Genomic DNA, 12,397 nt, shown 5'->3' on the forward strand with positions numbered 1-12,397 from the left:
GGATTAGATGTTAGTTTCATATGAATGGCTGAATGAATATGTCAATGTACGGGATGTGACCCCGGAAGAAACAGCGGAACGTCTTACCCGTGGTGGTATTGAAGTAGATGCTGTATATAAAAGAACCGAACAAATTGAATCGGTCGTCGTAGGAGAAATCCTCTCTATCGAAAAACACCCGGAAGCCGATAAGCTGAATGTCTGCCAGGTGGACACCGGTTCAGGAAAAAGCCAGATTGTCTGCGGCGCTCACAATGTAGCAGCCGGCACGAAAGTGGCAGTCGCACTTCCCGGCGCCGTCCTGCCTGGAAATGTGTCTATTTCTTCTACAGAACTTCGGGGAGTGGCCTCTGAAGGAATGATCTGCTCCCTGCAGGAGCTTGGCATCGAACAGAAGCTGGTCGCAAAAGACTTCGCAGAGGGAATCTATATTTTCCCTGACGGCGTAGAAACCGGAAGCAGTGCGGTGGAGGCTCTTCAGCTTCACGACACTATCCTGGAACTTGATCTTACACCAAACAGAGCCGACTGCCTGAGCATGCTTGGTGCGGCGTATGAAGTCGCTTCTTTATTGGGCAGAAAAGTCACTCATCCCAATACCCGGGTAGAAGAGCATGGAGATACTACGGATGCACCGGTAACGGTTAAAGTGGAAAATGCCGAAGACGCACCTTACTACAATGCGAGGGTCATTAGTAACATTAAAATTAAGTCTTCCCCTGTCTGGATGCAGAACCGTTTGATTGCTGCAGGTATTCGTCCAATCAATAATGCGGTTGATATTACAAACTACATTTTAATAGAATACGGCCAGCCGCTTCACGCGTTTGATCTGGACCGGTTCGGCTCCAGGGAAATTGTCGTGCGCCGCGCAGAGATGAACGAAAAAATGACAACGCTCGATGAAACAGAGCGTGAACTTTCGCCTGACTATCTGGTTATTACAAACGGTACAGAGCCGACAGCACTTGCCGGGGTGATGGGCGGAAGCTTTTCGGAAGTCCAGGATGATACAACGACGATTCTTCTGGAAACAGCAGTATTCGACCCGGCATTAGTTAGAAAAGCATCGAAAGATATGGGACTGCGCAGTGAATCCAGCGTACGGTTTGAAAAAGGCATTGATCATTTACGCGCAGATGAAGCAGCCGACAGAGCTGCAGCTTTATTGGTGGAACTGGCCGGTGGAGAAGTTCAAAAAAGCGGTTCTGTACATGATTCCAGAGACCGCTCTCCAAGAGTTGTACAGACGAGGACCGAAAAGCTTCATAACATGCTTGGTCTGGCGCTGAACAGCGAAGAAGTGGCTGCTATTTTTGACAGGCTTGGCTTTCCTTATAAAGAAACAAATGGAACATTTGATGTGGAAATACCGTCGAGAAGATGGGATATCTTCATAGAAGCAGATCTGGCTGAAGAAGTTGCGCGGCTTTATGGATACGATGAAATTCCATCCACGCTGCCCGCAGGTGCGTTAACGCCGGGCTCTCTTACAAGAGCCCAAAAGCAGAAAAGAAAGGTAAGGCGTTTCCTGGAAAGTGCGGGGCTGAATGAAGCAGTCACATATTCGTTAACGTCACCGCGGATGATTGAGCGGTTTTTATCCGGCGGACCGGGCTATCCGATCAAAGTGACGATGCCGATGAGTGAAGAACGCAGTACGATGCGGGCAAGCCTGATACCGCATCTGCTTGATGTGATTCAGTACAATCAAAACCGCCAGAATGCCGATACCGCTGTTTTTGAAGTGGGTTCTGTATTCCAGAGCAAAGAAGAAACACTGACAGGACAGCCGGAAGAGTATGAATATGCTGCCGGAGCCATTACAGGAAAATGGAGCGACGCGGGCTGGAGAACTGCCAAGGAGGAAACAAGCTTTTTTACGGTCAAAGGGATCGTGGAAAATCTGCTGTTGAAACTTGGCTGGGGCCGGGATATTCGTTTTGATCGATCGTCGATGAAAGATATGCATCCCGGGCGCAGCGCAGATATTTATGCACAGGGTATGTACATCGGATACCTTGGCCAAATCCATCCATTAGTGCAGAAAGAATGGGATATTAAAGAAACGTTCGTATTTGAACTTCATTTAGGCAAGCTGATTGAATCAATAGAAGAACCGGTTACTTACACACCTATTCCCCGGTTTCCTTCTATTACCAGAGACATCGCGCTTGTAGTAGATACAGAAGTAGAAGCTGGAGCGGTACAGAAAGCTATTGAAGAGACAGGAAGCCCGCTGTTAAAGCACGTTTCTTTATTCGATGTGTATGACGGGGAACATATGGAAGCAGGGAAAAAGTCTCTGGCATTTTCCCTCATCTATTTTGATCCCGATCGTACTTTAGCAGAAGAAGAGATGCAGCAGGCACATCAAAATGTACTGGACCATGTAGAAAACACATTTCATGCCAATTTAAGAAAACAATAAGAAACGACAGGCCGGCTCTTCCGTATATAGGAAGAGCCGGTTTTCTGCAGAAAGTACAAACATAATGCGCTTGTGCCGGAAATGAAAGGGCCCCGGGCGGAAGGTGGGAAACATTTTTCATTGGTTGGCGATTCTGTTATGATTAAGTATAGGATTCGCTGAGATCAGGGGGCATAACGATGGCTGAGGAAAAAGATAAATACAAAACAACGGTGACGATATATGGACAGCAGTACACAATTGTTGGAGATGACCCGCCCGAACATGTCAGAAGAGTAGCGAAAGCCCTGACAGACAAAATGAAAGAACATAAATCACTGAACCCTTATTTAAACACGACGAGACTGGCAGTATTAACAGCAGTCAATCTGGTGGATGAAAATTTAAAAATGAAAGAACTGTACAAGAACGAGCAGACTATTCAAGAGGAAAATGAGGACAGATAACAGATGCTTATAAATATACTGATTCTTCTTTTTCTAGTCGTAAGTTTTTTTTCCGGCTTAAGAAAAGGATTTATCCTGCAGTTTGTTTCGTTAGTGAGTTTTCTACTCGCTTTAGTCATTGCGTTTTATTTTTACGAAGACACGGCCGCCTGGCTGAGGCAGTGGGTGCCGTACCCTGGATTTCTGCAGGATTCCGGCAGCCAGAATGTGCAGTTTTTGTCGGCAACGTTTGATATGCAGACCTTCTTTTACTCTGCGATCGCATTTATCGCACTGTTTATTATTGCAAAGATAGTGATGCAGATGCTTGGCTCTATTTTTAATGTGATATCGAGTATTCCTCTTGTGAGCATGCTTAATAAATGGCTCGGAGGACTGCTGGCGATGGTAGAGACTTATGTGGTTCTGTTTATACTGCTTATAGCTTTCTCGCTGGTACCGGTAGATCCTATTCAGCAGGCGATAGCGCAGTCAGGCCTGGCCCAGTATATGATTTACGAAACGCCTTATTTATCCGGGTGGCTTCAGAATCTGGGAGTGCAGGGTTATTAAAAAAGTATGTGCCAACAGCACGTCGTTAATAAAAGAAAAAGCTTCTCTTGAAGAGAAGTTTTTTCTACTTTTAATGGAGGAAACCGATGAATAAAAAAGAGATTATTAATCATTTGGAACGTATCGCTGTTTATATGGAAATCAAAGGAGAAAATACATTTAAAATTTCTGCTTATCGAAAAGCTGCCCAGGCGCTTGAAAACGATGAGCGCTCCATTAACGATATAGAGGATGTATCCAAGCTTTCCGGCATCGGAAAAGGAACGGCCGCCTTAATTAATGAACTAATAGAACACGGCGACTCGGAGCTTCTGCAGACGCTGAAAGAAGAAATTCCGGAAGGTCTGCTTCCTTTACTGAAGCTTCCCGGACTTGGAGGCAAAAAGATAGGAAAGCTCTATCAGGAATTAGGCATTACCAATGCAGCTGACCTGGCGAAAGCCTGTGAAGACAAACAGATCCGTGAACTGGCCGGCTTTGCAGCCAAATCGGAAGAAAAAATAATGAAAGCACTGGAAGAAATGGGAAGCCGGCCGGAAAGGCTTCCTATTCCACTGATGCTGAAAATGGCGGCTGTGTTTGAAGAACAGCTGACTGCAATAGAGGGAATGCACCGCTACGCCCGTGCCGGCAGTTTAAGAAGGCTCGAAGAAACCGTTAAAGATATGGACTACATTATTTCCACCGATGATCCGGGACGCGTGAAAGAACAAATAAAGGCGTTTCCGGGCATTTCCAGCATTATCGCAGACGGGGATACGAAGCTTTCCCTGGAGCTCGAAGGCGATGAGTACCCGGTACAGGTGGATGTCCGTATGATTGAAGATGATGCTTTTGCCACAACGCTTCACCATTTTACCGGTTCAAAGGATCACAATGTAAAAATGAGGCAGCTGGCTAAATCAAACGGAGAACGGATCAGTGAATATGGAATAGAGAACGTGGAAAGCGGAAACGTGCAGACGTTTGCAGATGAAACGGCATTTTTCGGTCACTTTGGCCTTCATTATATTCCACCCGAAGCAAGAGCGGGGAAGGATGAGCTGGACGTGTACAGCAGACCCCGGGAAGATGTAACACTTTCTCATATCCGGGGAGACATGCACATGCATACGACCTGGAGTGACGGCGCCCAGTCCGTCGAAGAGATGGCCGAAGAGGCGAGAAAAAGAGGATATGAATGGATCGCTATTACCGATCATTCCAAGTTTTTAAGAGTTGCTCATGGTCTTGATGAAGATCGTATACTCAGGCAGATAGAAGAAATAAAAACTGTAAATGAAAAATATACAGACCTGCATATATTTGCAGGCATTGAAATGGATATTCGTCCAGACGGCCTCCTCGACATTGATGAAAGCGTTCTGGAGCAGCTGGATGTAGTAATTGCATCGATTCATTCTTCGTTTTCCCAGGAAAGGTCTGTCATTATGGAACGGTTTGAATCAGCTCTCACCTCCCCGCATGTTGATCTGATTGCCCACCCTACCGGCCGTTTACTAGGAAGAAGGACCGGGTATGATGTAGACCTTCCTACGCTGATTAAGCGTGCGGCTGAAACGGGCACAGCACTTGAGATGAATGCTAATCCAAACCGGCTGGACCTTTCCGCGGAATGGCTGAAAAAAGCTGCGGACGCGGGAGTGGCAATTGCGGTCAATACCGATGCACATAATCCGAAAATGATGGATGACATGGAAACAGGAACAGGCATCGCGAGAAAAGCGATGCTCCGGCCGGATCAGGTCCTAAATACCTTAACGGCAGCGGAATTAACGAACTATCTGCAGCAGAAAAAAGAGAAACGCCTGCTTCAATAAGAAAGGAAGATGACAATGAACGATAGAGTCCTTCGGGTGCTCGAGTACAACAAGATGAAGGACCAGCTGAAAAAGCATGCTGGTTCTTCATTGGGAAGAGCTGAAATTGAACAAATGAAGCCGATGTCTTCGGTGGATGATATAAAGCATGCGATGAAAATTACGGAGGAAACACACCGGGTCGTACGCTTAAAAGGACAGGCTCCTCTCGGGGGGATTAAAGACGTTTTTGCCCATATTAAACGAGCCCAGATCGGCGGCGTCCTGAACGCATGGGAACTGCTTGAAATAGCAGATACGATTTATGCTGCGAGAAGAGTGAAAACGTTTATCGACAAAATGGTGGAGGACGGCATTGAGCTTCCCGGACTGGATGAAATCGTGGGCTCTATTACGGTACTGACCGATGTAGAGCGGTCGATCAAGCAGTCGGTAGATGATAACGGGGAGGTAATGGACAGCGCGACCCCGACTCTTCGCAGCATCCGCCAGCAGATAAGAGGGCAGCAGGCTTCTATCCGCTCCAAGCTTGATCAGCTTACTAAATCCCAGGACCAGCAGAAGAAATTGTCTGATTCGATTGTTACTATTCGAAACGACCGCTACGTTATCCCCGTCAAACAGGAATACCGGGGATCATTCGGCGGCATTATCCATGATCAGTCGGCTTCCGGAGCCACTTTATTTATTGAACCGCAGTCCGTGGTGTCGATGAACAACGTGCTGCGGGAAGCCCGTGGGAAAGAAAAAATTGAAATCGAAAAAATACTCCGTGAACTATCAGCAGAAATTGAGGAAAACGGAGAAGAACTGCTGGAGAACACCCGGACGCTCGGCTATGTGGATTTTATATTTGCAAAAGGATATTATGCCCACGACTTAAAAGCGACACAGCCGAAGGTGAACAGCACGGGTCATTTCCGATTTAAAAAAGCGAGACATCCGCTTATTGAAGCAGAAGAAGTTGTACCAATTACGGTGGAGCTTGGAGGAGATTTTTCCTCTCTCGTTATAACAGGGCCGAACACAGGTGGTAAGACGGTCACGCTGAAAACAGCCGGCCTGCTGACGCTGATGGCCCAGTCCGGGCTGTTTCTTCCGGTAGAGGAACAATCAGAAGCCGCTGTATTTGAGTCCATTTATGCCGATATTGGGGACGAACAGTCGATTGAACAGAACTTAAGTACCTTTTCATCCCACATGACCAATATTGTGGATATTCTTGGGAAGATTGACCATCACAGTCTCGTACTGTTTGATGAGATAGGTGCTGGAACAGACCCGACAGAAGGCGCTGCATTGGCTGTTTCGATTCTGGACTACGTATATAATAAAGGAGCCTCTCTTATTGCCACGACGCACTACAGTGAGCTGAAAGGATACGCCTATAACCGGGAAGGCGTTATGAATGCGAGCGTGGAGTTTGATGTCAATACGCTGCGGCCGACCTACCGACTGTTAATTGGCGTGCCGGGACGGAGCAATGCTTTTGCGATTTCCAAACGCCTGGGCTTAAGCGATGAGATTATTACGGCGGCTGAAGCCGAGGTAAGCACCGACAGCCAGCAGATGGAGCAGATGATTGCTTCTCTGCAGGACAGACAGCTGTCTGTAGAAGAACAGGAAAAGCAGGCGGTCTCTCTTCGAAAAGAAGCAGAATCGCTGCAGAAGGAACTGGCAGAAAAAGTACAGCAGGTGGAAGAAGAAAAAGAAGCCATCTTCCAAAAAGCACGGGAAGATGCGGAAAGCGAACTCTCGGCTTCCAAAAAGCAGGCAGATGACATTATCCGTGAGCTGAGGGAGCTGGAGAAACAGGGATACAATGTAAAAGAGCACCAGCTTATTGATGCCAAATCCCGAATGGATAAAGCGCAGCCTGCTCCAACGAAGCGAATCAAACAAATAAAAAGACAGGCTGAAAAAATAGATTCCATCAAGCCTGGTGATGAAGTAAAAGTATTAAGTTTTGGACAAAAAGGCCAGGTGCTCGAACAGCTGAATGAAAATGAATTTCAGGTTCAGCTCGGTATTATGAAAATGACGGTAACAAAAAGCAATATGGAAAAACTGGGCAGTTCTAAGGAAAAAACCCCTCTCCGCAATGTCCGGTCGGTAACGACCAGCGCTCCGGTGAAGCCTGAGCTTGACCTGCGGGGCCAACGCTATGAAGACGCCCTGCGCCAGGTGGAGAAATACCTGGACGAAGCGGTGCTGGCAGGATACGGCCAGGTTCATATCATTCATGGAAAAGGAACCGGTGCGCTGCGCAAAGGGGTAAAGGAGTACCTTAAAAAACACCCAAGTGTGAAAAGCACGCGTGACGGCGGAATGAATGAAGGCGGCATTGGAAATACGGTTGCTGAACTAAAATAATACCTCAGACCACCTGAGATAGTGAAAGGAAGGTGGCCGGCCTGGAAACCATACTACAGACGTCATTCGGACAGACCGCTGCCAACTACAGTGTAGCTCTGCTTTCCCTTATCGTATTTTTAGCTGTATTTGAAACGATAACCCCCTATAACAACTGGGAAGAGATAAAAAAAGGCAATATTGCGGTGGCGCTTGCCACCGGAGGGAAAATATTCGGCGTGGCTAATATTCTTCATTTTTCCATCCTTCAAAACGACCAGATACTCACAACGATCGTGTGGGGCTGTCTCGGCTTTGTTCTGTTAATTATCAGCTATCTCGTATTCGAGTTTTTAACGCCTATGTTCAAAGTGGATGAGGAGCTTGCGAAAGATAATCGGGCGGTCGGATTGATTGCATTTATTATTTCCGTCGGCCTTTCCTTTGTTATAGGAGCAGGGATATTAAGCTGACAGGAGGAGGAAGATAATGGAGCGGTTAGCTAAAATATTACTCGTCTGCTGTGCGGTGTTTTTTGCAGCAGGCTGTATCTATTTAATTTCTTCGCTTTAATGAGAGAATGGGCAGGCCTCAGGGCAGAGCCCATTTTTTTACAATTTGCTCTTTATAATTGTAAGCGGTTCCATTATAATGAGCGTATAGAGTGCTTCTACACGTATTTTTAGTGTCCACATTTTAAAGGGGGATTTAATATGGAAGAAACGCATGCATGGCTCTCGCACTATCCGAAGGAAATACCTACAAGTATCTCCTATGATGAAAAAACGCTGCACTCTTATTTGGAAGAAACGGCTGCGAGTCAGCCAAACCGCGAAGCCCTTCACTTTATGGGGAAAGATATGACATACAGTGAAGTGTATGAAGAGGCCCTGAAGCTGAGCAGCCAGCTTCAAAAGCTCGGGGTAGTAAAAGGAGACAGGGTAGCGATTATGCTCGCGAACTCCCCTCAAGCCGTAATCTGTTATTACGGTGCACTGATGGCGGGTGCCATAGTAGTGCAGACAAATCCACTTTATGTGGAGCGTGAGCTGGAGCATCAAATGAACGATTCCCAGGCAAAAGTTATGATATGCCTGGATTTAGTATATCCGCGTGTGCAGGCAGTCCGAAGCAAAACATCACTTGAACATGTTCTTGTAACAAGCATTAAAGATTACCTTCCTTTCCCTAAAAAAAATCTGTATCCGCTCGTGCAGCGTAAAAATGCGGCACTGGCCAAGCAGGTGGTATATGACAGCACAACTCACCAGCTGAAGAAAATCATGGCGCAGGGAAAGCCGGAAAAGCTGGATATTTCCTTTGATCCAAAAGAAGATATTGCTCTTCTTCAATATACAGGCGGCACAACCGGTCCGGCCAAAGGTGTTATGCTCACGCATTATAATTTAGTCGTAAATACAATGCAGAGCAGCGCCTGGATGTATGGTATTGACCGGAAAAAAGAGACGATCATGGCAGCGCTGCCGTTTTTCCACGTATACGGCATGACGACAGTAATGAATATCAGTATTATGCATGGAGCTAAAATGATTATTGTTCCCCGTTTTGAACCGGTTCCTATTTTAAAAGCGATTCAAAAGCATAAAGTAACAGTTTTTCCGGGAGCCCCAACAATGTATGTAGGACTGATTAATGAACCTACTATTAATAAATATGACCTGTCCTCTATTGAAGCCTGCCTGAGCGGTTCTGCTCCGCTGCCACTCGAAGTCCAGCAGACGTTCGAAAAGCTGACCGGCGGGAAGCTGGTAGAAGGCTACGGGCTTACAGAGACGTCGCCGGTGGCCATTTCCACACCTATCTGGGGAAAGCGGAAAGAAGGAAGTATAGGCATTCCATGGCCGGATACAGAAGCGGCTATTTACGATCCGGAAACGGAAGGACCGGCTCCAGCAGGGAAAATTGGAGAAATTATGCTGAAGGGTCCGCAGGTGATGAAAGGCTATTGGAACCGGCCGGAGGATACAGCGGCCGTATTTCACGGAAGCTGGTTTCTGACCGGAGATATGGGCTATATGGACGATGAAGGCTACTTTTATATTGTTGACCGCAAAAAAGACATGATTATTGCCGGGGGCTTTAACATTTATCCTAGAGAAATTGAAGAAGTGCTGTATGAACATGAAGCAATAAAAGAAGCGGCGGTTATCGGGGTACCGGATCCGTACCGTGGAGAAACCGTGAAAGCTTTCCTTGTTTTCAAAGATGGAAAAAGTGCAACAGATGAAGAAATCGAAGCATTCTGCAGAGAGCATCTGGCTTCTTTTAAAGTACCGAGATTGTTTGAACGAAGAGAAGAGCTTCCAAAAACGATTATTGGTAAAGTACTCAGACGGGTTCTTGTTGAAGAAGAAGAAAAAAATACTAAAGCAAAAGAAATGCAGAAAGGCAGCTGATCTGCGTCAACAGCTTTTAGAACCACTGCAGGGAAGCCCGGTCATGGCACCGGGCTTTTTAAACGCTGAAAATCTGTGGAATAACGCTTGACACTCCTTTAAATATTATCTATGATAAAGCTAGACATATAATGAATGAACAGTCATTCACTATTAATACATTGTAAAAGGGGCGTTCTGCCATGGGGAAACGAAAAGGTCCCAAATACGAACAAATTATAGAAGCGGCAGTAGACGTAATAGCGGAGAACGGCTATTACAATTCCCAGGTATCAAAGATAGCAAAGCGTGCCGGTGTAGCGGATGGCACCATTTATTTATATTTTACAAATAAAGAAGATGTCCTCATTTCTGTATTCGAAGAAAAAATGGGCCAGTTTATATCGAATATTAAAGAGGAGCTTACGTCCAAGCTGTCGGTCGAAGAAAAACTGCATTCGCTTGTAGCCAATCATTTCCGCCAGCTTTCATTAAGCAAAAACCTTGCGATCGTAACGCAGCTTGAATTAAGGCAGTCCAGCAGCCACCTGCGAAAGCAGATCAATGATATTTTAAAGGAATACCTCCTGATTATGGACGGGCTGATTGAAGAAGGAAAAGCAACAGGCGTTTTTTCAGAGGATTTAAACGAAAAACTGGCACGGCAGATGATTTTCGGTACGATAGATGAAGTCGTTACCACCTGGATAATGAATGAATACAGATATGATTTGAATGAATTAGCCGCTCCCACCGCTTCCATGCTTCTGCAGGGATTTGGAGCAACAATCCGGGCAAAACAATAGAAAGAAGGGATATTGATGGAACATTTACAATGGCGGGTGGAAAATAATATCGCCCACATCGTTTTTGAGAGGCCGCCGGCTAATGCCCTGGCAGCCTCGGTCCTTTCAGAACTGAGCATTGTTCTGGATGAAATTGAGTCCGATAAAGAAGTGCATGCAGCCGTGCTGTACGGTGAAGGCAGATTTTTTGCAGCCGGTGCCGATATTAAAGAGTTTACAGATGTAGAAAGCAGCAGCGGGTTTTCAGATTTAGGAACAAACGGGCAGCAGGTATTCAACAAAATGGAAGCCCTTACAAAACCGGTGATTGCGGCTATTCATGGCGCGGCTTTAGGCGGAGGACTGGAAATGGCGATGGCATGCCATATGAGGATCGCCACAAAAGAAGCGAAGCTTGGCCTTCCGGAGACAACGCTCGGCTTGATACCAGGCTACGCGGGAAGCCAAAGGCTGCCTGAGCTGGTGGGGCGTCCTAAAGCAGGCGAAATGATATTGACCGGTCTTCCTATCAATGGAGAAGAAGCAGAACGATGGGGGCTGGTAAACAAGGCGGTACCTGAAGGCGAACATGTCAAAGCAGCTGTTGAAATCGCCGGTCATATCGCTTCGAAAAGCCGCGTAACGACAGAAATGGGACTGGAGCTTCTCCGCTATGCCATTCCGCCTGCCAGAGAAGAAGGAAGCCGGAAAGAGGCCGAGCTGTTTGGCAGGGCGTTTGCCAGTGAAGATGCAAAAGAAGGGATTCAGGCATTTATTGAAAAACGAAAGCCGTCTTTCAAAAACAAATAAAAAATCAGGGAGGAACAAAACATGAACATATTTGTATTAATGAAAAGAACATTCGATACGGAAGAAAAAATAGTAATTGAAAATGGCCGCATTGATGAAGAGGGGGCGGAGTTCATCGTTAACCCTTACGATGAATACGCACTCGAAGAGGCTATCGTGTTAAAAGAAGCCCACGGTGGAGAAATTACGGTCGTCACTGTAGGCGAAGAAGAAGCGGAAAAAGAACTCCGCACAGCTCTGGCGATGGGAGCAGACAAAGCCGTGCTTTTGAACATGGAAGACATGGACGAAGCTATTGATCACTACACGATCGGTGAAGTATTAACGGCATATTTCAAAGACAAGGAAGCCGATATTATACTCGGTGGTAACGTGGCTGTCGATGATGGAGCCGGTCAGGTGGCTTCCAGGCTTGCAGAAGGACTGCAGATGAATCAGGTGACTACCATTACGAAGCTGGATATTGACGGCACCAAAGTCACGATTGAACGGGATGTAGAAGGCGACGTAGAAATTGTGGAAACATCGCTGCCTTTACTGGTTACCTGCCAGCAGGGCTTAAATGATCCAAGGTATCCTTCGCTTCCGGGAATTATGAAAGCAAAGAAAAAGCCGCTCGAAACGATCGATTTTGACGACCTTGACCTTGATGAAGAAGACATTGCAGCGAAAACAACGACCGTTGACCGCTTCCTGCCGCCAGAAAAAGGAGCCGGAAAAGTTCTTGAAGGGTCAACGGAGTCACAGGCACAGCAGCTGGTGGAATTATTAAAATCAGAAGCAAAAGTTATATAAAGGAGAGATC

Annotated in this window: 10 protein-coding genes; all 10 read left to right on the top strand. The window is 46.4% G+C overall.

Features of this window, described 5'->3' with window-relative positions:
- Positions 1-7: 7 nt before the first annotated feature.
- The 10 genes from pheT to AC5W2J_RS08910 all read left to right on the top strand — a co-directional run bounded on the left by pheT (position 8) and on the right by AC5W2J_RS08910 (position 12,387).
- Positions 8-2,431 carry a phenylalanine--tRNA ligase subunit beta gene (gene pheT, locus AC5W2J_RS08865; protein ID WP_496059118.1) on the top strand — a complete coding sequence of 808 codons (2,424 nt, stop codon included), beginning with the start codon at positions 8-10 and terminating at the stop codon, positions 2,429-2,431.
- Positions 2,432-2,610: 179 nt separating this feature from the next.
- Positions 2,611-2,877, top strand: coding sequence for a cell division protein ZapA (zapA, locus tag AC5W2J_RS08870; RefSeq protein WP_496059119.1), 267 nt, complete (start codon positions 2,611-2,613; stop codon positions 2,875-2,877).
- Between the two features lie 3 nt (positions 2,878-2,880).
- A complete protein-coding gene (locus tag AC5W2J_RS08875; protein ID WP_496059120.1) occupies positions 2,881-3,429 on the top strand; it encodes a CvpA family protein in 549 nt (182 codons plus the stop codon).
- 86 nt (positions 3,430-3,515) lie between these two features.
- Positions 3,516-5,249 carry a DNA polymerase/3'-5' exonuclease PolX gene (gene polX / locus AC5W2J_RS08880; protein ID WP_496059121.1) on the top strand — a complete coding sequence of 578 codons (1,734 nt, stop codon included), beginning with the start codon at positions 3,516-3,518 and terminating at the stop codon, positions 5,247-5,249.
- Positions 5,250-5,264: 15 nt separating this feature from the next.
- Entirely contained in the window at positions 5,265-7,622 is a 2,358-nt protein-coding gene (locus tag AC5W2J_RS08885) for an endonuclease MutS2 (RefSeq protein WP_496059122.1), read from the top strand.
- Between the two features lie 41 nt (positions 7,623-7,663).
- Positions 7,664-8,074 carry a DUF350 domain-containing protein gene (locus tag AC5W2J_RS08890; RefSeq protein WP_496059646.1) on the top strand — a complete coding sequence of 137 codons (411 nt, stop codon included), beginning with the start codon at positions 7,664-7,666 and terminating at the stop codon, positions 8,072-8,074.
- A gap of 240 nt (positions 8,075-8,314) precedes the next feature.
- Positions 8,315-10,018: a long-chain-fatty-acid--CoA ligase gene (locus tag AC5W2J_RS08895; RefSeq protein ID WP_496059123.1), complete on the top strand. Its 1,704-nt coding sequence runs from the start codon at positions 8,315-8,317 to the stop codon at positions 10,016-10,018.
- 182 nt (positions 10,019-10,200) lie between these two features.
- Entirely contained in the window at positions 10,201-10,803 is a 603-nt protein-coding gene (gene fadR, locus AC5W2J_RS08900; protein WP_496059124.1) for a fatty acid metabolism transcriptional regulator FadR, read from the top strand.
- A gap of 15 nt (positions 10,804-10,818) precedes the next feature.
- Positions 10,819-11,592 carry an enoyl-CoA hydratase gene (locus tag AC5W2J_RS08905; RefSeq protein WP_496059125.1) on the top strand — a complete coding sequence of 258 codons (774 nt, stop codon included), beginning with the start codon at positions 10,819-10,821 and terminating at the stop codon, positions 11,590-11,592.
- Between the two features lie 21 nt (positions 11,593-11,613).
- The gene (locus AC5W2J_RS08910) at positions 11,614-12,387 is read left to right on the top strand and encodes an electron transfer flavoprotein subunit beta/FixA family protein (RefSeq protein WP_496059126.1); all 774 of its coding nucleotides are present in this window, start codon (positions 11,614-11,616) and stop codon (positions 12,385-12,387) included.
- Positions 12,388-12,397 lie beyond the last annotated feature (10 nt).

Source organism: Sinobaca sp. SA16-1 (genome assembly GCF_059510515.1).

Bases quoted from the DNA above. Each gene is read 5' to 3' on its own strand.
- pheT (WP_496059118.1), top strand. From the start codon at position 8: ATGTTAGTTTCATATGAATGGCTGAATGAATATGTCAATGTACGGGAT.
- AC5W2J_RS08895 (WP_496059123.1), top strand. From the start codon at position 8,315: ATGGAAGAAACGCATGCATGGCTCTCGCACTATCCGAAGGAAATACCT.
- AC5W2J_RS08885 (WP_496059122.1), top strand. From the start codon at position 5,265: ATGAACGATAGAGTCCTTCGGGTGCTCGAGTACAACAAGATGAAGGAC.
- polX (WP_496059121.1), top strand. From the start codon at position 3,516: ATGAATAAAAAAGAGATTATTAATCATTTGGAACGTATCGCTGTTTAT.
- fadR (WP_496059124.1), top strand. From the start codon at position 10,201: ATGGGGAAACGAAAAGGTCCCAAATACGAACAAATTATAGAAGCGGCA.
- AC5W2J_RS08875 (WP_496059120.1), top strand. From the start codon at position 2,881: ATGCTTATAAATATACTGATTCTTCTTTTTCTAGTCGTAAGTTTTTTT.
- AC5W2J_RS08905 (WP_496059125.1), top strand. From the start codon at position 10,819: ATGGAACATTTACAATGGCGGGTGGAAAATAATATCGCCCACATCGTT.
- AC5W2J_RS08910 (WP_496059126.1), top strand. From the start codon at position 11,614: ATGAACATATTTGTATTAATGAAAAGAACATTCGATACGGAAGAAAAA.
- zapA (WP_496059119.1), top strand. From the start codon at position 2,611: ATGGCTGAGGAAAAAGATAAATACAAAACAACGGTGACGATATATGGA.